At 71.9% G+C, this 21,413-nt stretch carries 17 protein-coding genes; 10 read left to right on the forward strand and 7 right to left on the reverse strand.

Annotation, left to right across the window (positions count from 1 at the left end; genetic code table 11):
• Positions 1 to 338 precede the first annotated feature (338 nt).
• On the forward strand, positions 339 to 980 hold the full coding sequence (locus IF88_RS0126775; RefSeq protein ID WP_324617211.1) for a DUF4142 domain-containing protein: 642 nt from the start codon (positions 339 to 341) through the stop codon (positions 978 to 980).
• Between the two features lie 9 nt (positions 981 to 989).
• A complete protein-coding gene (locus IF88_RS0126780) occupies positions 990 to 2,369 on the forward strand; it encodes a DUF1996 domain-containing protein (protein WP_030717699.1) in 1,380 nt (459 codons plus the stop codon).
• 245 nt (positions 2,370 to 2,614) lie between these two features.
• On the opposite strand, the gene IF88_RS0126785 is transcribed toward IF88_RS0126780, so the two are convergent.
• A complete protein-coding gene (locus tag IF88_RS0126785; RefSeq protein ID WP_030717701.1) occupies positions 2,615 to 3,910 on the reverse strand; it encodes a PucR family transcriptional regulator in 1,296 nt (431 codons plus the stop codon).
• A 604-nt stretch (positions 3,911 to 4,514) separates the two neighbouring features.
• On the opposite strand from IF88_RS0126785, the gene IF88_RS40900 reads away from it, so the two are divergent.
• The 6 genes from IF88_RS40900 to IF88_RS47385 all read left to right on the forward strand — a co-directional run bounded on the left by IF88_RS40900 (position 4,515) and on the right by IF88_RS47385 (position 10,600).
• Complete coding sequence (locus IF88_RS40900; protein ID WP_063754846.1) at positions 4,515 to 5,327, forward strand: hypothetical protein; 813 nt, start codon at positions 4,515 to 4,517, stop codon at positions 5,325 to 5,327.
• 29 nt (positions 5,328 to 5,356) lie between these two features.
• On the forward strand, positions 5,357 to 6,772 hold the full coding sequence (locus IF88_RS0126795) for an NADH-ubiquinone oxidoreductase-F iron-sulfur binding region domain-containing protein (protein WP_324617212.1): 1,416 nt from the start codon (positions 5,357 to 5,359) through the stop codon (positions 6,770 to 6,772).
• A gap of 127 nt (positions 6,773 to 6,899) precedes the next feature.
• Positions 6,900 to 7,877, forward strand: coding sequence for an SCO0930 family lipoprotein (locus IF88_RS0126800; RefSeq protein ID WP_037807136.1), 978 nt, complete (start codon positions 6,900 to 6,902; stop codon positions 7,875 to 7,877).
• Between the two features lie 143 nt (positions 7,878 to 8,020).
• Positions 8,021 to 8,563, forward strand: coding sequence for a hypothetical protein (locus IF88_RS40905; protein ID WP_051837605.1), 543 nt, complete (start codon positions 8,021 to 8,023; stop codon positions 8,561 to 8,563).
• Between the two features lie 140 nt (positions 8,564 to 8,703).
• The gene (locus IF88_RS0126810) at positions 8,704 to 10,278 is read left to right on the forward strand and encodes an alpha/beta hydrolase (protein WP_030717722.1); all 1,575 of its coding nucleotides are present in this window, start codon (positions 8,704 to 8,706) and stop codon (positions 10,276 to 10,278) included.
• Positions 10,279 to 10,492: 214 nt separating this feature from the next.
• Complete coding sequence (locus IF88_RS47385) at positions 10,493 to 10,600, forward strand: DUF4430 domain-containing protein (protein WP_234323713.1); 108 nt, start codon at positions 10,493 to 10,495, stop codon at positions 10,598 to 10,600.
• A gap of 107 nt (positions 10,601 to 10,707) precedes the next feature.
• On the opposite strand, the gene IF88_RS0126820 is transcribed toward IF88_RS47385, so the two are convergent.
• From IF88_RS0126820 to aceA, 3 genes are all read right to left on the reverse strand, one after another.
• On the reverse strand, positions 10,708 to 11,595 hold the full coding sequence (locus IF88_RS0126820) for a 3-hydroxybutyryl-CoA dehydrogenase (RefSeq protein ID WP_078893163.1): 888 nt from the start codon (positions 11,593 to 11,595) through the stop codon (positions 10,708 to 10,710).
• Positions 11,592 to 13,190 (reverse strand): malate synthase A, encoded by a 1,599-nt coding sequence (aceB, locus tag IF88_RS0126825; protein WP_030717727.1) that lies wholly within the window; start codon positions 13,188 to 13,190, stop codon positions 11,592 to 11,594. Before aceB ends, IF88_RS0126820 begins: the two co-directional genes overlap by 4 nt.
• Positions 13,191 to 13,308: 118 nt before the next feature.
• Positions 13,309 to 14,610 carry an isocitrate lyase gene (aceA, locus tag IF88_RS0126830; RefSeq protein ID WP_030717730.1) on the reverse strand — a complete coding sequence of 434 codons (1,302 nt, stop codon included), beginning with the start codon at positions 14,608 to 14,610 and terminating at the stop codon, positions 13,309 to 13,311.
• Positions 14,611 to 14,903: 293 nt separating this feature from the next.
• On the opposite strand from aceA, the gene IF88_RS0126835 reads away from it, so the two are divergent.
• Positions 14,904 to 16,307 carry a short-chain fatty acyl-CoA regulator family protein gene (locus IF88_RS0126835; protein ID WP_030717733.1) on the forward strand — a complete coding sequence of 468 codons (1,404 nt, stop codon included), beginning with the start codon at positions 14,904 to 14,906 and terminating at the stop codon, positions 16,305 to 16,307.
• An 18-nt stretch (positions 16,308 to 16,325) separates the two neighbouring features.
• On the opposite strand, the gene IF88_RS0126840 is transcribed toward IF88_RS0126835, so the two are convergent.
• The 3 genes from IF88_RS0126840 to IF88_RS0126850 all read right to left on the reverse strand — a co-directional run bounded on the left by IF88_RS0126840 (position 16,326) and on the right by IF88_RS0126850 (position 19,842).
• Positions 16,326 to 17,240 (reverse strand): cobalamin-binding protein, encoded by a 915-nt coding sequence (locus IF88_RS0126840; RefSeq protein WP_030717735.1) that lies wholly within the window; start codon positions 17,238 to 17,240, stop codon positions 16,326 to 16,328.
• A 107-nt stretch (positions 17,241 to 17,347) separates the two neighbouring features.
• A complete protein-coding gene (locus tag IF88_RS0126845) occupies positions 17,348 to 17,761 on the reverse strand; it encodes a PaaI family thioesterase (protein ID WP_030717737.1) in 414 nt (137 codons plus the stop codon).
• A gap of 56 nt (positions 17,762 to 17,817) precedes the next feature.
• Entirely contained in the window at positions 17,818 to 19,842 is a 2,025-nt protein-coding gene (locus tag IF88_RS0126850) for an NADPH-dependent 2,4-dienoyl-CoA reductase (RefSeq protein WP_030717739.1), read from the reverse strand.
• A gap of 288 nt (positions 19,843 to 20,130) precedes the next feature.
• On the opposite strand from IF88_RS0126850, the gene IF88_RS40910 reads away from it, so the two are divergent.
• Positions 20,131 to 21,360 (forward strand): hypothetical protein, encoded by a 1,230-nt coding sequence (locus tag IF88_RS40910; RefSeq protein WP_037807138.1) that lies wholly within the window; start codon positions 20,131 to 20,133, stop codon positions 21,358 to 21,360.
• The last annotated feature ends 53 nt before the right edge of the window (positions 21,361 to 21,413 follow it).

The raw sequence follows: 21,413 nt of genomic DNA on the forward strand, positions 1-21,413 counted from the left end.
GAGTATCGAAACGCGACGCGGCCGGGACTCGACCTTGCGCCCCCGGCCCGGCCCCTGGCCTACTACGTGAACGAGGAGCAAGTCCCGCCGTGGCCGTCCTGCTCGGCGCGCGCCGCGGCAAGATAGCAGCCTTTCCCGGGACCGCCGGGATGTTTGTCCGATGGTGATGTCCTCCCGCAGCCGCGCCACGCCTGGCACTAGCGTCCCGTGACACCCCCGGGAATGCGGGTGTGCACCGCACGGCACGTGCGGCCCCTCCTGCCCCGCCACTTTCCCGGCCCATGGAGCGAGGAGGCACAGTGCTGTCATTGCGGCGGAGATCTTTCAGCGGCCTGTCAGTGGCCACGAGATACACGATCGGAAGCGGTGTCGTCATCACCGCGCTTGCCCTCACCCTGATCGCCCTGCTGATACCCGTGGACCGATTCGGCAGCACCGCCTCGGCCGCCGCAGCGGGTCCGGCCGCGGGCGACGACGACGGCGGCGGGACGGTGAGCACCGCGTACGGACCGCTGACGGCCGCGGACCGGGACTTCGTCCGCAAGGTACGGCTCGCCGGGCTGTGGGAACTGCCCGCAGGACGGCAGGCCCAGCAGCGCGGGTCGCGCCCAGCGATCCGCACGGCCGGGGAGCACCTCGTCGAGGGCCACACCGAGCTGGACCGGCAGGTCATCCAGGTCGGCCAGGCCCTCGGCGTCGATCTGCCCAACCAGCCGTCCGCGCAGCAGCAGGAATGGCTGGGCCAGCTGACCCGCGCCAAGGGGGACGAGTACGAACGACTGTTCGTCCAGCTGCTGCGCCGAGCGCACGGAAAGGTCTTCGCACTGCTGGCGGGGATACGGGCGCAGACCCGCAACTCCATGGTGCGAGCCCTCGCCACGTCCGCCAACGCCACGGTCCTGGACCACATCACGGTCCTCGAAGACAGCGGACTGGTCGACTTCGACACGCTCTCCGACAATGTCCGAACGACGAAGTGAAGTGATCGCATGAGTCAAAAGGGCCACAAACGCCCCCGGTTGTCGAACAAGCTCCTGGCCGTGGTGTCCGCCCTCGTGCTGGGCGGCGGCGGGGTCGCCATCGTCGCCGGAAACGCGTCCGCGGGCCAGGAGGGCGACCGCACGACGAAGCTGGCGGCCACCATCGACTGTCCCGACGTCGGGGACAAGATCACCGCGGTGCCCGAGCAGGCCAAGACCGAGGTGGACGAGGGCCTCGCCAAGCTGGACGACCAGGTGGCCGACGCCTACCGGCGCCTCGCCGCCGGCGAGGCGAAGGGCGACGCCCTTCTCGGTGAGCTCAGGCAGCAGCGGGACAAGACCATCTCCGGCATGGCCGACGCGATCGGCCGCGGCGGCCAACCCCCCCAGGAGATAAAGTCGTTGGGCGCCTGCACGATGAAGGAGGCACCCGTCGCGAACGACGGCCAGGCAGGCGGCGGGGGCGACCTGAACGCCGCTGCCAAGAGCGGCGCCGGCGGGCAGAAGGGCGGCCCGGCGAAGAGCGACTTCGTCAGCATCAACAAGGTCAAGCCGAACGTACGCACCCCCGCCGCGTCGGGGAACGCCTCCAAGGGGTCCTTCAGCTCGCAGTGCGGCCGCAACGAGAACGGCCACTTCAACCCCGACAACGTGATCGTCGCGCCCGGCGTCTCCAACGGCGCCCACCACATGCACGACTACGTGGGCAACCAGACCACCGACGCCTTCTCCACCAACGACAGCCTCGCCGCCTCCGGCACCACCTGCGGCAACGGTGACCAGTCGAGCTACTACTGGCCCGTGCTGCGACTGCGCGACGGCAAGGCCGAGCGGGACGCCAAGGCTCCCGGCGGCGGCCAGGACGCCAACGTCGGCACCATCCTCAAGCCGAAGCAGGTGTCGATCACCTTCAAGGGCAGCCCCGCCGACAAAGTCACCGCGATGCCCCGCTTCCTGCGCATCATCACCGGTGACGCCAAGGCCTTCACCAACGGCAACGCCAACGCCAACGCCTCCTGGAGCTGCACCGGCTTCGAGAACCGCCAGTTGAAGGACAAGTACCCGGTCTGCCCCAAGGGCAGTGACGTGGTCCGCACCTTCACCTTCCAGAGCTGCTGGGACGGCCGGAACGTCGACAGCGCCAACCACCGGACGCACGTGGCCTTCCCGGACAAGAACGGCCGTTGCCAGAAGGGCTTCAAGGCCATTCCGCAGCTGGTCATGCGCCTCACGTACGGGGTGGCGCCGGGTGCCCGCTTCGCCGTGGACAGCTTCCCCGAGCAGCTGCACAAGCCGGTGACCGACCACGACGACTTCATCAACGTGATGTCGAACGGCCTGATGAACAAGGCCGTGAGCTGCATCAACGACGGGCGCACCTGCCGCTGACCCCCTGACCGCCCTGGTCCGTACCGGTCCGGTTCCTTGAGATCCGGGCCGGTACGGGCCCTTCTGCTCCCGGGGCCGGGCGCTCCTCACCCCCACCACCGCGCCCAGCCCCGGGAAAGGTGTTGGCCCGGAGCCGACTTCGGGCCAACACCGCACACAACAGCCCGGCCCGGCCCCGTGACGACGGGGCCGGGCCGGGCTGTTCGCGGTTCAGATGCCGTTTCGATGTCGTTTTCGGATGCCGTTCAGAGTCCGTTGACGCGGGCCATGCGTCCGACGACAAGGGGGGTGAAGTCGGCGGTGATCACGCGCGCCGCCCTGCGGCTCACGCGCGAGTGCTGGCGTCGCACCTGGGCCATCAGCCGGCGGCTGCGCAGGGCCATCTCCAGTTCGAAGCGGGTACGGGGGTCGCGCAGGCCGGTGCCGAAGAGCTTCTCCAGCTGGCGCATGCGGTAGCGCACGGTCTGCGGGTGCACGCTCAGGGCCTTGGCGGCCTCGGGGGCGCCGCCGCCCTCCAGCCAGGCGAGCAGGGTCACCTCCAGGCGCTCGCTCTGGCGCGGGGTCAGGTCGGCCAGCGGCCGCAGCCACCGGGCGGCCAGCGCGTGGGCGAGCGGTTCGTCCTGGAGCAGCAGCAGGGTCGAGAGGTGGTCGTCCACGAACACGGCCCGCAGCTCCAGCCCCGGGCGGGCGGGGGTCAGGGCGAACAGGCGCAGCGCCCAGCGCAGCGAGGAGGCCGTGTCCCGGAGCGGGACCGCGTGGCCCACGGCCGCGAACCGGCCGCGGAGCAGCTGGTCCAGAGGGGCGCGGGTGTCCGGGTCGAGGCTGGGCACCAGCAGGCACGGCCGGCCCGCGAACGTGCCGGTGAGGGCGTCGGCCAGTACGGCGGCGAGCTGCTGGGCCTCGACGGGCGAGGCCGGCACGATGGCCCGTACGGCCGGGGGGAGGGGCCAGCCGGCCGCCTCGGCGAGTTCGACGAGGGAACTCTCGCAAGCGGCGCGGTCGTCGGTGAGGGCGTTGAAGAGGTCCTCACGCGCGCGGTCGCCCGCGTCGCCGCCCGCTCGGGCGCTCTCTCGGGCGCCCTCGCGAACGCCCTCACGGACGACCTCGTAGCGGCCTTCGTGCGTGACCTCGCACTCGTCGTTCCTCTGGAGGGGGATTCCGGCCCTGATCCGGGCCTTGGTCCCGGCCTTGGTCTCGGCCCCGACTCCAACCGTGTCCATGTCCGTGTCCGCGATGTCGTCCTCGCTCTCGTCCGGGTCCTCGTCCGGGTCCTCGTCCCGGTCCTGGTCCTCGTCCTCGTCCGGTGTCTGTTCCCGGGTTTGCTCCTGGTAGCCGAGCGCGGTGAGGAGAGCCTCTTCCACGCACTGCCTGAGCAACTCGTCATCGATGGCATCGTTGTCATCGATAAGTGCGGAAAATTCCGGAATTCCATGCAGAAGCTCCTCCACTATCTCGGCGGCCAGCGCGGGCAGTTCTTTGCGCAGGACGCGGGTCCACTCGCCACGCGGGCGGGACCAGATGCGGTTCAGAAGTTCGCACATCGTTTTCCTCGTTCGTGCCGGGGTGAGGCTTGTCCGGGGAAGAGCGACAAGCCCGCCGAGGTTGCCCCCTGCGCCAACATCCTTGTCTGGCACTGGAGTTGCGGCCCTCGTACTCCCTCCTGGAGAGGTCCGGCCACTTACGGTCCCGTAATTTTGCGGCGATTTTGCCGTCCGGGACGCGTAGGTGGCAGGCGGCGCGGTGGCCAGTCGCAACCTCCGCTGGAGGGGAATCTTCCGGTGTTGTTCGATGCGTCGGAGACGCGGTGCGAGAAATTATCACGTTTCGATAAATCCCGTGGAGCTGGTGTGCAGCTCCACGATGCTGCTGCACTCCGGCCCCAAGTTCCCTCGGCCGGCGCGGAGTTTCACAGCGCTGCCGGGCACAGAGGACACAACGACCCCCGGGTGCCCGAGCGCCAGGTGGAGCGCTCGGAGCCCAGGCGCACAGGAGAACTGGATGCCCCTGCCCCAGCCTCACATGTCCCGCTCACACAGAGCCCGCCGCAGAAGCCGTCACGCGGCAGCGGCCACGGCGCCGGCCGCCGGCCGGCGGGCCGTGCGGCGGCCCTCCCTCCTTCCCACCGCGGGCAGACTGCGCCCCGGTGTGATCAGCGCCGTCGGCGCGGCCGTCGTCTCCCTCGTCGTGGCCGCCCGCGCGGGCGCACTGACCCAGCTGTGGGACTTCCTCGACTACGGGGCGGGCGTGCTCTCGCTCGTCTCGCTCACCTCCACCGTCCTGTGGGGGCTGGTGGCCAGCGACCGGCTCCTGCTGGGGTCGGGCCACCGGCTGCTCGCCCAAGGGGTGCACCGCGGCCTCGCGGTGGCGGGGCTGGGTTTCCTGGCCCTCCACATCTGGGTCAAGATCGCGGAGCAGCGCACGACGGCCGCCTCCGCGGCGGTGCCGTTCACGGACGTCGGCCAGCCGGTCCTGATCGGCCTCGGCTCGCTGGCCGGATACCTCTTCCTCGCCGTGGCGATATCCGGTGCCGTGCGCAGCGCGTTCGCCACCAAGGGCCGCTCCCTGTGGTGGCGGGCCCTGCACTTCGGGGCCTATCCCGCCTGGGGCGCGTCCCTGGTGCACGGACTGAAGGCGGGCCGGCCCGCCGACGTCTGGGTCACGGCGGCCTACGCGCTGTGCCTGGCCGGCGTCGCCGGAGTGCTCGCGTTCCGCCTCAAGTCCCGTATGGACGACGTACCGTCCCGGCCGGCCAGCCCACAGACCGCGCCACAGCCGTCCGTCGTACTGGCGGCCGTGCCCCGGCCGAGACGGGGTACGCGTCCGGTCGCCATCGACCGGCCGGCCCCGCCGCCCCGGCCCGACGACCCGCCCCGCGCCGCCGTGTACGCCCCGAGCCGGGCCGGCGGCGGCCTCGGCGCGAACGGCGAGCAGGTCGCCACCGGGGACCGGTGGCTGTGACCGGCCTTCCGACCCCCAGCCTGGGCTGCGTGGGCGCCCCCAGGCTGCTGGCCGGGCTCGACCAGGCGCCCAGGCTCGACCGCGTCGCCCATCTGACCGCCCACGGCTCGCTGCCCCGGTACCGGCCGGACGAACTGGTCGACCTCTCCGACAACATCGACCTGCGGGGCCGCGGCGGGGCGGGCTTCCCCTTCGCCCGGAAACTGCGCGCCGTCATGCGGTCGGCCCGGGGCGGGGACGGACAGACCGCGGTCGTCGTCAACGGCAGTGAGGGCGAACCGAGTTGCCTCAAGGACACGGCGCTTCTGCTGCACGCCCCCCATCTGGTGCTCGACGGGGCCCTGCTGGCCGCCGCCGCGATCTCCGCCGACGACGTCGTGGTGGGGGTCACCCGGACGGACGTGGAACAGTCGGTGCGGGCCGCCATCGCGGAACGCGGCCCGGCCGGCCGCCGGGTGCGGGTGGCGATGCTCCCCGAGCGGTTCGTCACCGGAGAGGGAACCGCCCACATCAACGGCCTCAACGGAGGTGACACGCTGCCGTCCGGACAGAAGGTGCGGACCAGCGAACGGGGCCTGGGCGGCATGCCCACCCTGCTGTCCAACACCGAGACCTTCGCCCAACTCGCCGTCGCCGCACGGCTCGGCGCGCTGGACTACCGTACGACCGGCCTGCCGAACGAGCCGGGCACCGTCCTGCTGACCGTCGCCGGCACCACCGTCGTCGAGACGCCGACCGGGGCCGCGCTCTCGTACATCCTAGACCTGTGCGGCACCGATCCCGGCCAGGGCGTCCTGGTCGGCGGCTATCACGGCAAATGGCTCGATCCGGGGTCCGCCCGCGCCGCGGAGGTGTCCCGGCAGTCCCTCGACTCGCTCGGCGCCCGGCTGGGGGCGGGGGCGGTACTGCCGCTGCCCGAGGACACCTGTCCGGCCGGCGAGGTGGCGCGGGTGACCCGCTGGATGGCGAACGAGTCGGCCGGCCAGTGCGGCCCGTGCGTGCGGGGGCTGCCCTCACTGGCCGACGTACTGGAGGACGCGATCCGGGGAGGGGGCAGAACCGCCCTCGACATGGTGGAGGCGCGGCTCAAGGCGGTCCTGGGCCGCGGTGCGTGCAGCCATCCCGACGGCACCTCGCGCTTCGTGGCCTCGGCGCTCAGCGTGTTCCCGGACGAGTTCCGGGACCACGCCCTCGGCAGCGGGTGCGGCCGGCGGGTGCTGGGGGCGCTGCCGCTGCCCGAGGACGAGAGTCCGGAGCGGCTGGTCGTGGACTGGACCCTGTGCAGGGGGCACGGGCTGTGCGTGGACATCCTGCCCGACGTCGTACGGCTCGACGCGGACGGCTTTCCGGCGCAGGCGTCCATGCCGGTGCCGGGGCGGCTGCGGCCGAAGGCGCTGCGCGCGGTGCGGCGCTGCCCAGCCCTTGCCCTGCGCATCCAGGACTGAACCATTGCGCCGGGTTCAATCTTGGCGCGATCTGACAAATTCCCAGGGAATTCTGCTTCCGTCGCCCGTCGCCCCGTATCAATTACCGGGGGCAAGAAAACGCGGAACCGAACCTGAAGGAGAGACCATGAAGAGGATGCGTCGTGAGATATTCGCCGGGTCGGCGGTCGCGGTACTGATGCTGACGGCCGCATGCGGCAGCGGGGACAATTACTCGGGAAAGGGGACATCGGTCCAGCCGGTGGGCGACAGCAAACAGGTCGGGAATGGTTACGACGACGTCTACGGAAGCGGATCCGGGGCCGACCCGTCGGGCGCGGCCGGCAAGAACGGTCCGGCCGGGCAGCTGAAGGTGCAGGATGTCGGGACGGTCGGTTCGGGCGTCGCCGACAGTCAGGGATTCACTCTCTACCGGTTCGACAAGGACACGCCCAAGCCCCCCAAGTCCAACTGTGAAGGGGACTGCGCCACGGCCTGGCCCGCCGTCTCCGCGGACGACGTCTCGGCAGGTGAGGGGATCGACAAGAGCCTCCTCGGCTCGGTCGCCCGGGCCGACGGCACCCGGCAGCTGACGCTCGCGGGATGGCCCGTGTACCGCTACGCGAAGGACACCAAGGCGGGCGACTCGCTCGGCGAGGGGGTCGGCGGGACCTGGCACGTGCTGGGACCGGACGGAAAGCCGGCCGCTCCGGCCAAGAGCGGCGGCGCGGACAGCGGAAAGGGCGGCGGCGCGGCGGAGGAGAAATCCGAACTCAGCGTCAATCAGAATGCCCAGCTCGGCCCCATCATCTCGGACGCCGAGGGCCGGACGCTCTACCGGTTCGACAAGGACAGTGCCTGGCCGATGAAAATCGGCTGCGTGGACGGCTGCACGGACACCTGGAAGCCCGCAAAGCCCGTCGACAAGGCAAATGTGACCGGAATTGCCGCCGAATTGGTGGGCAAGGTGAAGCGGCCCGACGGCACCGAGCAATTGACGATCGACTGCTGGCCGGTCTACACGTTCACCGGTGACAAGGAACCCGGGGACATCAGCGGCCACAACAACAAGGGCCTCTGGTTCGCCGTCACCGACAAGGGCAAGAAGGCGAAGGTCACCGGCTAGGACCGGAGCGGAGCGGACCGGCCCCACCCGGCACGGTCCCCCGCCGCACCCGACCGCCCTGCCCGCCCCTCGACGCGTGGTGCCCGGGCCCCCTCCCCACCCGGGCACCACGACCCCCGTCCCGACCAGCCAGAGAGGTCGCCATGCCCTTGTCCACCGACCGCCGCACCCGGCGCACGGGCCCGCCACGTGCGACCCTCGCCGCGCTGTGCCTCACGGCCCTTCTGTGCGGCGGCTGCGGCGCCGGGCAGACGGCCGCGCACCGCACCTCGAACTCCGCGCAGCAGACCTCGACCTCCCCGCGCGGCACCTCGATCGAGGAGATCGCCGCGGCCATCGGCTGCACGGCCGAAGTGAGCGTGCAGGCCGACGAGTTGCGGCAAGGGGGCTGCCAGACCGAACAGGGTGGCCCCTACCGCATGGTCACCTTCGCCGCCGAGCAGGGGCTGCGCTCCTGGCTGACCGAGGCCCGGATGTACGGCGGCCTCTACCTGGTCGGGGACCGCTGGGTCGTCACCGCGGGGACGGAGGACGCCCTGGCGGTGGTGCGCGGCCGGCTCGGCGGCTCCCTGGAGAAGGGCGACACGCACGCCGGCCCCTCCGAGCACGCCGGATCCTCCGAACACCCCGGATCTTCCGAGCATCCCCAGCCCTCCGATCATGCCGAGCACTCCACCCACCCCTGAACCCCGTGGCGTGTCGGCCAGTTGTCCTGATGTCAGCTCGTTCGCGAGGAGCACAAGGCACGACCCTTCGGGATGATTCGGCCGGGCAGCGCGTGCAACAAGGTGGTGCTGTAAGCGACTTCACCGAAAGGAACGCCTTCGTGCTCCTGAAACGCTTCGCACCACTGCTCACCGCCGCCGGACTGCTCGCCTCCACCGTGCCCCTGCTGTCGGCGACCCAGGCATCGGCCGCCCCCGCGGCGGACCACCTGCGGCAGAAGCCCGCCTGGCACCGTTGCAGCCCCGAACAGCCGGCCTCGTACGAGTGCGCCACGCTCAAGGTTCCGCTCGACTACCGGCGTCCCGACGGGCGCACGATCGACCTCGCGATATCCCGGATCAAGAGCGAGAACCCGGCCAAGCGGCACGGCGCCATGCTGCTGAACCCCGGCGGCCCCGGCGGTTCCGGGCTCGACCTGCCGCTGATGATGAACGAGGCGATGCCCAAGGAGGTCCGGGACCAGTACGACCTCATCGGCTTCGATCCGCGCGGAGCCGGCGCCAGCGCCCCGATCACCTGCGGACTGGACGAGGCCGAACAGAACTTCGACCGCGCCTACCGTCCGGAGACCTTCGGCTCCGACGTGACGTGGGCCCGCACCATCGCCGACAAGTGCCGCGAGAAGGCCGGTTCGGTGCTCCCGTACATCACCACCCGCAACACGGCGCGCGACATGGACACGATCCGCGCGGTGCTGGGCGAGCGCAAGCTCTCGTACCTGGGCTACTCGTACGGGACCTACCTCGGCGCGGTGTACGCGCAGATGTTCCCGGACCGCACGGACCGCTTCGTGCTCGACAGCGGTGTGGACCCGCAGCGGATCTGGCGCGGCATGATCCAGGTCTGGGCCACCGAGGCCGAGCCGGCCTTCGCCCGGTGGACCCAGTGGGCGGCGCAGCGGGCGGCGGAGTACGGGCTGGGCGACAGCCCGAAGGCCGTGTCCGAGACGTTCTGGGAGCTGGTGGCGCGCGCCGACAAGGAGCCCATCGACCTCGAGGGCATGAAGGTCGACGGGGACATGATCCGCTCCGCGCGCGGGGTGTTCTTCTACCCGGCGCAGGCCACTCCCCTGGTCGTGGCCCTGAAGGCCGCGGCCGAGGGCAGGCCGCTGCCCGAGGGCATGACCGTGACGGAGCTGAAGCGGCTGCTGACCGGCGGCGCGGCGGCCGATCCCGCCTCGGACAACGGCACCGCCGTGTTCTGGGCCGTGGTGTGCGGGGACACGGGCAACTGGCCCCGCTACACCGAGCAGTACGAGCGGGACGCGGCGAAGGACAAGGCCAGGTACCCCCTGTACGGGGACTTCGCGTCCAACATCAAGCCGTGCGCCTTCTGGGACCGGCCGGTGGAGGCGGCCACCCCGATGAACAAGAGGGCGAACGTGCTGACCGTGCAGAACGAGTGGGACTCACAGACCCCGCTCGTCAGCGGGCAGGGCCTGCACCGCGCCCTCAAGGGCTCGCGGATGGTGCTGGCCGCCGGCGGTGAGGGCCACGGCGTGTACCTCGCCGACCCCACCTCCTGCGCCAACGCGCCGGTCCACGCGTACCTGACCACGGGCAAACTGCCCGCCCAGGACGTGACCTGCCAGAACCCGCCGAACGGTGCGCGGCAGCGCGGGACCCTGGCCCCGTCGAAGCCGCTGCCGATCCCGTCCGGACCCGGGCGGTTCTGACACCGGCCCGACCTCCGGCCCTACACGCGCCGCGAACGGCTGCCGGTTCGTGGGGACGCCTCCGCGGCCACCTTGGTACGGCGGCCGAAGTCGGGGGCGTCCTTGCGCGCGGCGCTCACCGCCAGGCCGACGAGCGGTCCTCGGTCTCGCCCTCGCCACGGCGCCGGCCGTCGCGCACCCCGAGGCCGCCCCGAGCACCAACCGGGCGGTCAACGTGACCCTCACCGTGCAGCCGGTCAACGGCATCCCGACCCCGGTCGGCGGCCGCCTGTTCAAGCTGAAGCCCGGCGACGACGTGGCCTTCACCTGGACCTCCTTCTGACGGAGCGCCCCGCGACAGGAGCGCGGAGCGGCTCACCGGGCCGCTCCGCGCTCCTGTCCGTGCCGCCGGGGTCCCTCAACCCCGCACCGGCACCACCGGGTCCCTCATCAGCCCCGGTCGTACGTGTGGAACCCGCGGCCGCTCTTGCGGCCCAGCAGCCCCGCCTGGACCATCCGCTGGAGCAGCGGGGGCGGGGCGTGGAGCGGTTCCTTGAACTCCTCGTACAGCGATTCCGCGATGGCCGCGACCGTGTCCAGCCCGATCAGGTCGGCGAGCTTGAGCGGCCCCATCGGGTGGGCGCAGCCCAGCTCCATGGCGGCGTCCACGTCGGCGGCGCTCGCAAAGCCGGACTCGGCCATCCGGATGGCGGAGAGCAGGTACGGGACGAGCAGCGCGTTGACGACGAAGCCGGCCCGGTCCTGGGAGCGGACCGTGGTCTTGCCCAGGGATTCCCGGGCGAAGGACTCGACCGCGGCCAGTGTGTCCGCCGACGTGTGGAGGGAGGAGACCACCTCGACCAGGGGCAGGACGGGGACGGGGTTGAAGAAGTGGAGTCCCACGACCCGGTCGGCGCGACCGGTGGCCATGCCCAGCCGCATGATCGGGATGGCGGACGTATTGGTGGCCAGAACGGCCTCGGGGTCCTCGACGATCTTGTCGAGGACGGTGAAGACCTCGGTCTTGGCTTCGGGGTTCTCGGTGACGGCCTCGATGACCAGTTGCCGGTCGGCGAGGTCCTCCAGGTCCCCGGTGAACACCAGCCGGGCCAGGGCGTCCTCGGCGGTGAACCGGTCCAGCTTGCCCCGCTGGACGGCGCGTTCGAGGGAGACGGCCACCCGCTCGCGGGCGGCGCGGGCCGCGGTGGCGTCCGCCTCGGCGACGACGGTGTCGAGGCCGGCGCGGGCGCAGACCTCGGCGATGCCGGCTCCCATCTGTCCGCCGCCGGCGACCCCGACGCGCAGGTCGCGGGTCGGCCGCTGTGCCGGGGCGCTCACGCGGTCACCCGCACAGCGGCGTGGCGGACCAGGTGGCGGGTGTAGGCCTCGGGGGTGAAGAACGCGGGCAGTTGCACCGAGAGCGCGGTGTCGACGAAGACCTCACGGGCTTCGAGGACCAAGGCCTGCGGGTCCTCGGCCGCCAGGGCGGCGCACTCGGCGTCGAGGAGATCGGTGAGCGTGCTCCGGTCCACGCGGTCGTGGCGCAGCCACTGCCAGATCTGCACGCGCGCGATCTCGGCGGTGGCGGCGTCCTCCATCAGGCCGTACAGGGCGACGGCGCCGCTGCCGCGCAGCCAGGCGTCGAAGTAGCGCAGGGCCACGGCCACGTTGGAGCGGATGCCCTCGGAGCTCGGCGGAGCGGCGATCCGGCGGACCGACAGCAGATCGGCGGCGGCGACGTCGACGTCCTCGCGCGTCCGCTCCAGCTGGTTCGGCCGCTCGCCCAGCACCCCGTCGAAGACCTCGCGGCAGACGGGGACGAGCCCGGGGTGGGCGACCCAGGAGCCGTCGAAGCCGTCCTCTGCCTCGCGCTCCTTGTCGAGCCGGACCTTGGCGAGGGCGGCCGTGTGGGCCTCGGTGTCCTTGCTCGGAACGTGGGCGGCCATGCCGCCGATGGCGTGGGCGCCCCGCTTGTGGCAGGTGCGGACGAGCAGTTCGGTGTACGCCCGCATGAACGGGGCGGTCATGGTGACCTTGGCCCGGTCCGGGAGCTGGAAGTCGGGGCGGTGGCCGAAGGTCTTGATCAGGCTGAAGAGGTAGTCCCAGCGGCCCGCGTTCAGCCCGGCGCTGTGTTCGCGCAGCTCGTGGAGGATCTCCTCCATCTCGAACGCGGCGGTGATCGTCTCGATCAGGACGGTCGCCCGGACGGTGCCCCGCGGGATGCCCAGCAGCTCCTGGGCGAGCAGGAAGATGTCGTTCCAGAGTCGGGCCTCGTACCGGTTCTCCAGCTTGGGGAGGTAGAAGTACGGGCCGTGGCCGGCGTCGATCTGGCGCCGCGCGCAGTGGAAGAAGTACAGGCCGAAGTCCACGAGCGAGGCGGACACGGGCCGGCCGTCGACCTCCAGGTGCTCCTCGGTGAGGTGCCAGCCGCGCGGGCGCACCATGATGGTCGCGAGCTCCGTCCCGAGGCGGTACTCCTTGCCCTCCGGGGTGGTGAAGTCGATGCGCCGCTCGATGGCGTCGAGCAGGTTGAGCTGCCCGCCGATGACGTTGTCCCAGGTCGGCGCGGTGGCGTCCTCGAAGTCGGCCATCCACACCCTCGCCCCGGAGTTGAGGGCGTTGACCGCCATGCGGCGCTCCGGCGGGCCGGTGATCTCGACCCGTCGGTCCGTCAGTCCGGGCGCGGGCGGGGCGACCCGCCAGTCGGGGTCGGTACGCACGCCGACGGTGGCCCTGGAGAAGTCAAGGGATGACCCGGAGACCAGGTGGGCGGCGCGGCGACGGCGCTCCTTGAGGACCTCCAGGCGGCGGTCCGCGAAGGCGGCGTCGAGGCGGCCGATGAACTCCAGGGCCTCGGGGGTCAGGATCTCCTCGTGGCGCTCACCCCGCGCGCCGAGGACCTGGACACTGCTGGTCAGGGGCGTGTGTGACATGCGGTTCTACTCCTCGGCGTGGGGCGGCCGGCGCCCGGGGCGGACAGGGCCCCGGGGCGCCGTCGGGCGGCGATCGGAAGGCGATCGGAAGGCGCCGGCGGGAACCGGCATCGCGCGCTTAGTGGAACTGCTCCTCCTCGGTGGAGCCGGCGAGCGCCGTCGTGGAGGAGGCCGGGTTGACGGCGGTCGAGACCAGGTCGAAGTAGCCGGTGCCGACTTCGCGCTGGTGCCTGACCGCGGTGAAGCCCTGTGCCTGGGCGGCGAACTCCCGCTCCTGGAGGTCCACGTACGCGGTCATGCCGTGCTCGGTGTAGCCGCGGGCGAGGTCGAACATGGCGTGGTTGAGGGAGTGGAAGCCGGCCAGGGTGATGAACTGGAAGCGGTAGCCCATCGCGCCCAGCTCCCGCTGGAACTTGGCGATCTGGTCGTCGTCCAGCGCCGCCTTCCAGTTGAAGGAGGGCGAGCAGTTGTAGGCGAGCATCTGGTCGGGGTAGCGCGCGTGGATGGCCTCGGCGAACTCGCGGGCCTGCTCCAGGTCGGGGGTGCCGGTCTCCACCCAGATGAGGTCGGCGTACGGGGCGTAGGCGAGACCGCGGGCGATGACCGGGGCCATGCCGCCCCGGACGTGGTAGAAGCCCTCTGCGGTGCGCTCCCCGGTGCAGAACTCGGCGTCGCGCTCGTCGACGTCGCTGGTCAGCAGGGTGGCGGCGAGGGCGTCCGTACGGGCGATGATCAGGGTCGGGGTGTCGGCGATGTCGGCCGCCAGGCGGGCCGCGTTCAGGGTGCGGACGTGCTGCGCGGTCGGCACGAGTACCTTGCCGCCCAGGTGGCCGCACTTCTTCTCGGAGGCCAGTTGGTCCTCGTAGTGGATGCCCGCGGCGCCCGCCGCGATCATCGCCTTGGTGAGCTCGAAGGCGTTCAGCGGGCCGCCGAAGCCGGCCTCGGCGTCGGCGACGATCGGCGCCAGCCAGTCGGTCCCCCCGTCGGTCGAACCCGTCGTGCCGCCCTCGGCGGTGGCGATCTGGTCGGCGCGCAGCAACGCGTTGTTGATCCGACGGACCACCTGCGGCACCGAGTTGACCGGGTAGAGGCTCTGGTCGGGGTAGGTGTGGCCGGCCTGGTTGGCGTCGGCGGCGACCTGCCAGCCGGAGAGGTAGATCGCCTGCAGCCCGGCGCGGACCTGCTGGACGGCCTGGCCGCCGGTGAGCGCGCCGAGTGCGTGGATGTAGTCCTGCTCGTGGAGTTGGCGCCACAGCCGTTCGGCGCCGCGCCGGGCCAGGGTGTGCTCCTCGCGGACGCTGCCGGAGAGCCGCACCACGTCCTCGGCGGTGAAGGTGCGCTCGATGCCGGCCCAGCGCGGGTCCGTGGCCCACCGCTGTTCGAGCTGCTGGGCCGCCGCCGTCGTGTTCGCCTCTGCCATGACCGTCACCGTCTCCGTGAATCGCTTGATCTGCCAATGTTGTGGTCAGCTGTGCACCGTGCTGGCACCATGTGCCTCTCAAGGGGATCGCGGCCGCCGGACCGGCCCAGAGGCCGAACGGAGGCCACAGGACTGACTCTGGCAGTGGCACCGAGTGCCAACAAGGAGGGAAGAATGCCAAGTTCTGCGAATCTTCACGGGCAGTTTTGCCAAGTTTGCAAACCTTGGCGGGACGCGGATCCCGCGTAGGGTTGGGGCTGTCCCCGGCACACGTGGAGCAGGCGAGGAGCACGGTGAGCAAGACGTACGCGGGCGCGCGGCTGCGGCGGTTGCGCGAGGAACGGCGGATGAGCCAGGCCGAGCTGGCACGGGTCCTCGCCATCTCGCCCAGCTACCTCAACCAGATGGAGCACGACTCGCGTCCGCTCACCGTCCCGGTGCTGCTGCGGCTCACGGAGGCGTTCGGCGTCGACCCCGGCTTCTTCTCGGAGCGGGACACCACCCGGCTGGTGGCCGACCTCCGCGAGGCGCTCGCCACGGAGGTCGCCGAAGCCCGGGTGTCCGCCTCGGACCTCGCGGAGCTGGCCACCCGGATGCCCGCCGTCGCCTCGGTCCTGCTGGACCTCGGCCGGCGCGGCCAGCTGCTCGCCGAGCGGCTCGCCGGGGCGGCGGACGGCCGGGACGGCGCCCTCGACACCCCGCGCTCACCGCACGAGGAGATCCGCGAGTTCTTCTACCGGCGGCAGAACTACCTCCACGACGCCGACCTCGCCGCCGAGGAGCTGGCCCGCGAGGTGGGAATCCGTCCGGGGGACGTCGTACGCGCCCTGTCGGCGCGGCTCACGGACCGGCACGGGGTGCGCCTCGCGGCCGATTCGGACCGGCTGCACCACTACGACGAGCGCGCCCGCGTCCTGCACATCTCCAGCCGGCTCCGGCCGGGCCAGCAGGCCTTCCGGCTCGCCACCCAACTGGCCCTGCTGGAGTACGGGGAGGAGCTGGACCGGCTGGCGGCGGAGGACTTCCCGCCCGGATCCGCGACCCACGGCCTGGCCCGGATCGGCATCGCGAACTACTTCGCCGCCGCGCTGATCCTCCCGTACCGCGCCTTCCACACGGCCGCCGAGGAGTTCCGCTACGACATCGAGCGGCTCACCGACCACTTCGGCCTCGGCTACGAGACGGTCTGCCACCGCCTCAGCACCCTGCAACGGCCCAGGCTGCGCGGGGTGCCCTTCTCCTTCGTACGCGTCGACCGCGCCGGGAACATGTCCAAGCGGCAGTCCGCCACCGGCTTCCACTTCTCCCGCGCCGGCGGCACCTGCCCGCTCTGGAACGTCTACGAGGCCTTCGCCGCGCCCGGCCGCATCCACGTACAGGTCGCGGCCATGCCCGACGGCCAGCGCCACCTGTGGACCGCCCGCGCCGTCACCCGCCACCGCGGCGGCTGGGGCGAGCCCGGCAAGACCTTCGCCATCGGCCTCGGCTGCGAGATCCGGCACGCCTCCCGCCTCGTCTACTCCGACGGCCTCGACCTGGACAACACGGCCGCCGCCACCCCCATCGGCATGGGCTGCCGCCTCTGCGAGCGTCTCGACTGCCCGCAGCGGGCGGTCCCGCCGCTCGGCCGCACCCTCGCCGTCGACGAGAACAGCAGCACCTTCATCCCGTACCCGGTCACCGACGAACGCGGCTGAACGGCGCCGCGGGGCGGCTCAGTCCAGCCGCCGGGCCTCCGCCGCGGTCACCGGCTCACCCGTCCGTACGGAGTGCAGTACGTGGGCGAGTACCTCCGCGCCCCGCACCACCCGGGGCCCGGGCCGGTTGAAGTGCGCCGGCCCGTCGAGGACCCAGACGGCGCCGGCCCGTACGGCGGGCAGCACGGCCCAGCCGGGCAGGGAGGTGAGCAGGGCCCGCTCCCGCAGGGTGCGCTCGGGCGGGAAGCCGCAGGGCAGTACGAGCAGGACGTCGGGGCGGGCGGCGACGACCTCGTCCCAGGTCATCGCCTTGGTGTGCTCCCCCGGCGCGGCGAGCAGCGGTTCGCCTCCGGCGCAGTCGATCTGTTCGGGGACCCAGTGCCCGGCCGGCCACAGCGGATCGAGCCATTCGATGGCCACCACCCGGGGCCGGGCGCGTCCCGCCGTCAGCCGGCGCACCCCGGCGAGCCGTGCGCGCAGCTCCGCGCGCCGCCGCTCGGCCCGTTCCTGTACCCCGAGCAACTCCCCCACGGTGACCAGGCAGTCCAGTACGTCGTCCAGGGTGCGGGGCTCCAGGCTGAGCACCCGCGGGCCGGCGTCGAGCACCCGGACCGCCTGGGAGACTCCCCGGTAGGACACGGCGCAGACGTCGCACAGGTCCTGGGTCAGGACCACGTCGGGGGCGAGGGCCGCCAGGGCCTCGGTGTCGAGCGTGTAGAGGGAGGATCCGGAGTGCGCGGCGCCGCCCACGGCGTCGGAGATCTCCCGGCTGCTGAGCGTCTCGGCGGAGAATGCGGCCGCGGTGACGACGGGCACGCCGGCGAGCGCCTCCGGCGGCCAGTCGCATTCGTGGGTGCGTCCCACCAGGTCACCGGCCAGACCGAGCTCGGCGACGAGGTCGGTGGCGGCCGGCAGCAGCGAGACGATGCGCATACCCCCACTGTAGGCACCGAGAACCCCGGCGGACCCGCCTCCGAGGACTCCGTCGCCCACGCCAAGAACGCCCTGTCGCTGGACGGTTGAGCCGGCAGGGCGACGGTTCAGCCGAGCAGCGCGTAGACGGTCGAGGCCGTGGCGGCCGGTTCCGCCGAACCCTCGGGGGTGAGGGTGATGTCGGCGAAGGCCATCCGCTTGCCGAGCTTGGTGACCCGTACGTGGATCAGCAGGTCGGCGCCGACCACCGGCCGCTGGAAGCTCGTCGACTGCTGGACGGTGGTCATCGGCCCGTACCCGCCCCGGGCGGCGGAGATCGCGATGACGGTGGCCGTGTCGGCGGCGGCCATCATCGCCTGCCCCGAGAGCCCGCCGCCGTCCCGGGCCAGCTCCCCGGACCAGGACAGACGCAGCACGGCGTGCCGCTCGCCCGTCTCCTGGACGGTCAGTCCGAGGGCGAGCACCCAGGGGGCGAAGTGGTCGGCGAGGATCTTGTCTGCGTCTGCGGGAGAGAACGTCACCGGGGCATTGTGGCGGCCCGGCCGGACCGCCACAATCCCCTTTCGGACGGTTCCGGTCAGAGCGAGGCGGCCAGTTCCGTCCCCTGTCGGATGGCCCGCTTGGCGTCGAGCTCGGCGGCCACGTCGGCGCCGCCGATCAGGTGCGCCTCGACGCCGGCCGCGCGCAGCGCCTCGTACAGATCGCGGCGCGGCTCCTGGCCCGTGCACAGGACCACGGTGTCGGCCGGCACGAGGCGCTGCTCGCCGTCGACGGTGATGTGCAGGCCCTCGTCGTCGATCCGGTCGTACGCGGCACCGGCGACGGAGACGACCCCGCGGTGCTTGAGCTCGGCGCGGTGGATCCAGCCGGTGGTGGTGCCGAGGCCGGCGCCGACCTTGGTGGCCTTGCGCTGGAGCAGGTGGACGCGGCGCGGCGGCGCGGGGCGCTCGGGCTTCGCGAGCCCGCCGGGGCCGGTGTACGCGGTGTCCACGCCCCAGTGGCGGAAGTAGACCTCGGGGTCCTGGGAGGCGCCCTCGCCGCTGTCGGTGAGGAACTCGGCGACGTCGAAGCCGATGCCGCCGGCGCCGACGACGGCGACGCGCTCGCCGACGGGGGCGCTGTCGCGCAGCACGTCGAGGTAGCTGACGACGCTGGCGTGGTCCACGCCCTCGATGTCGGGGGTGCGGGGGGTGACGCCGGTGGCGACGACGACCTCGTCGAAGCCGCGCAGGGTCTCCACGTCGGCGCGGGTGTTCAGGCGGACCTCCACACCGCTCTCCGCGAGCTGGGTGCCGAAGTAGCGGATGGTCTCCTCGAACTCCTCCTTGCCGGGGATGCGACGGGCGACGTCGAGCTGGCCGCCGATGTGGCCGGAAGCTTCGAAGAGGGTGACGGCGTGGCCGCGGCCGGCGGCGGAGACGGCGCAGGCGAGACCGGCCGGGCCGGCGCCGACGACGGCGACGCTCTTCTTCGTGCGCGTCGGGGACAGGACGAGCTCGGTCTCGTGGCAGGCGCGCGGGTTGACCAGGCAGGTGGTGATCTTGCCGCTGAAGGTGTGGTCGAGGCAGGCCTGGTTGCAGCCGATGCAGGTGTTGATGGTCTCGGAGCGGCCGGCCGCGGCCTTGGCGACGAAGTCGGCGTCGGCCAGGAAGGGGCGGGCCAGGGACACCAGGTCGGCGCGCCCGTCGGCGAGCAGTTCCTCGGCGATCTCCGGGGTGTTGATGCGGTTGCTGGTGACGAGCGGGACGCTCACCGCGCCCATCAGCCGCTTGGTGACCCAGGTGTAGGCGCCGCGCGGGACGGAGGTGGCGATGGTGGGGATGCGGGCCTCGTGCCAGCCGATGCCGGTGTTGATGATGGTGGCGCCGGCCGCCTCGATCTCCTTGGCGAGGTGGACGACCTCGTCGAGGGTGGAGCCGCCGGGGATGAGGTCCAGCATGGACAGGCGGTAGATGAGGATGAAGTCCTCGCCGACGGCCGCGCGGGTGCGCCGGACGATCTCCAGCGGGAAGCGGACGCGGTTCTCGTACGCGCCGCCCCAGCGGTCGGTGCGCTTGTTGGTGGCGCCGGCGATGAACTCGTTGATCAGGTAGCCCTCGGAGCCCATGATCTCGACGCCGTCGTAGCCGGCGAGCTTGGCGAGGCGGGCGGCGCGGACGAAGTCCTCGACGGTCCGCTCCACCTCGATGTCGCTGAGCGCGTTCGGCACGAAGGGGCTGATGGGGGCTTGGAGGGCGCTGGGGGCGACCAGGTCCTTGTGGTAGGCGTAGCGGCCGAAGTGGAGGATCTGCATCGCGATCTTCCCGCCCTCGGCGTGCACGGCCTCGGTGATCACCCGGTGCTCGGCGGCCTCGTCCTCGGTGGTGAGGCGGGAGCCGCCCTCGAAGGGGCGCCCGGCGTCGTTGGGGGCGATGCCGCCGGTGACGATCAGGCCGGCGCCGCCGCGGGCGCGCTCGGCGTAGAAGGCGGCGAGGCGTTCGAAGCCGCCCGCGTGCTCCTCGAGGCCGGTGTGCATCGACCCCATGATCACGCGGTTCGGCAGGGTGGTGAAGCCGAGGTCCAGGGGGCTCAGCAGGTGCGGGTACCGGCTCTGGGAACTCATGGGGGCGCCTCCTCGCGCGGGGGTGATGACTCTGTTCTAGCGAGGGGAAGCTGGTTTTGCAACTAAGTGCATAACCGCGGGGGTGCGCCCCGCCCCCGGATGCGGGCGCCGCACGACCTCCCCGGCGCCCCCTGTGTCGGACCTCACGCGCCGGTTGATCCTGCCGTGCTCCGACAGGCTGGTCCGGTGCGTCCAGGAGGGCCGTCCGCCCTCCTTGTCGGCCCCCTCCCCCCTCACTAGCGTCCGGCGCTGAGACCTCGCACCGGTGGGGTCGGAGAGTGGGGACAGATGAAGAATGCGCTGCGGCGTTCCCTTGCCCTCGCCGGGGCGCTGGCCGTCCTGCCGCTGATGACCGTCTCCGCACAGGCGGAACCCCCGGGGCCGCTGTCCGCGGAGGCGGTCGCCGCGATGGCCCCGGAACGACAGGCCGAGGCCCTGGGCCCCCTGCGGGCGGCGGCCGATGCCGCGGCCCGGGTGGGCCAGGGAGCCCGGGCGGACATCTACACGCAGGTGGAGATGGCGTCCGACTACCGATCGGTCCGCGTGTACCTGACCGATCCCGGCCGCGGCCGGGAGTTCCTGGCCGCGGTGCACGAGGCCGACCCCGAGGTGAACGCCAAGCTGATCCACATCGTCCAGGCGAAGAAATCCCGCAAGGACCTCATGAAGGAGATCTCCGGGTTGACCGGCCGCGCCGGTCTCCCCTTCACGGTCTCCCTCGCCGGCAGCTCCGTCGACGGCTCCGCCATCGACCTCTCCGTGGACAAGCCCGAGGCCGCCCGGGCCTACTTCGACTCCCCGGCGGTCGCGCAGCAGCGCGAGGCCGCCGGCGCGACCCCTGTCCGCATCACCCAGGCACCGCCGTCGCGGCCGCTGAACCGATGGAACGACACCTCGCCCTTCTACGCGGGGGCGGCCCTCGGGCCGGCCCCCGGCAGCCGGTCGTACTGTACGAGCGGAATCCCGGCCGTCAGCACGTGGGACGGCCGCCAGTGGCTGGTCACCGCGGGCCACTGCTACAACGTCGGCGACAACGTGTGGGCCGCCGGCGGCAACTACATCGGCCAGGTCAAGTTCAAGAAGCCGGAGATCGACTCCGCCTTCATCGAGGCACCGACCCACCGCTACACGTGGGACGGCGTGGACGCGAACGGCTACACCCGCTACCTCAACGGGGTGCGCAACGTCGCGGTCGGGGACTTCACCTGCCAGCTGGGGTACAACTCCAAGGTCGTCTGCAACATCCGTACGGTGTACGCGGGCAACGCCAAGTGGAACGTCAACGGGACCGACGTCTGGGGCAGTTACGGCGTGCCCCACGCCGGCGGAATCGTCGGCCGGGGCGGCGACAGCGGCGGTCCGGTGATCTTCATCAACGATCAGAACTCACGGCAGCTCAACGGCATCGTCAGCTACGGCTGGGGATGCAACGCCGCGCAGGAGTGCAGCACCGGACTCGGCTGGGTCGACGTCTGGGCCATCTTCAACGGCTTCGCCATCAAGCTGAACCCGTCCTGACCGGTACGGACCGACCTGACCCCGGCCCGGCCGGCCGGGGTCATCCGTACGTC

The organism is Streptomyces sp. NRRL F-2580, from assembly GCF_000720115.1.
Classification (GTDB): Bacteria; Actinomycetota; Actinomycetes; order Streptomycetales; family Streptomycetaceae; genus Streptomyces.

Coding starts and splice junctions, on each gene's coding strand:
- IF88_RS0126780 (WP_030717699.1), top strand. CDS start 990: ATGAGTCAAAAGGGCCACAAACGCCCCCGGTTGTCGAACAAGCTCCTG.
- IF88_RS0126785 (WP_030717701.1), bottom strand. CDS start 3,910: ATGTGCGAACTTCTGAACCGCATCTGGTCCCGCCCGCGTGGCGAGTGG.
- IF88_RS0126800 (WP_037807136.1), top strand. CDS start 6,900: ATGAAGAGGATGCGTCGTGAGATATTCGCCGGGTCGGCGGTCGCGGTA.
- IF88_RS40905 (WP_051837605.1), top strand. CDS start 8,021: ATGCCCTTGTCCACCGACCGCCGCACCCGGCGCACGGGCCCGCCACGT.
- aceB (WP_030717727.1), bottom strand. CDS start 13,190: ATGTCACACACGCCCCTGACCAGCAGTGTCCAGGTCCTCGGCGCGCGG.
- aceA (WP_030717730.1), bottom strand. CDS start 14,610: ATGGCAGAGGCGAACACGACGGCGGCGGCCCAGCAGCTCGAACAGCGG.
- IF88_RS0126840 (WP_030717735.1), bottom strand. CDS start 17,240: ATGCGCATCGTCTCGCTGCTGCCGGCCGCCACCGACCTCGTCGCCGAG.
- IF88_RS0126850 (WP_030717739.1), bottom strand. CDS start 19,842: ATGAGTTCCCAGAGCCGGTACCCGCACCTGCTGAGCCCCCTGGACCTC.
- IF88_RS40910 (WP_037807138.1), top strand. CDS start 20,131: ATGAAGAATGCGCTGCGGCGTTCCCTTGCCCTCGCCGGGGCGCTGGCC.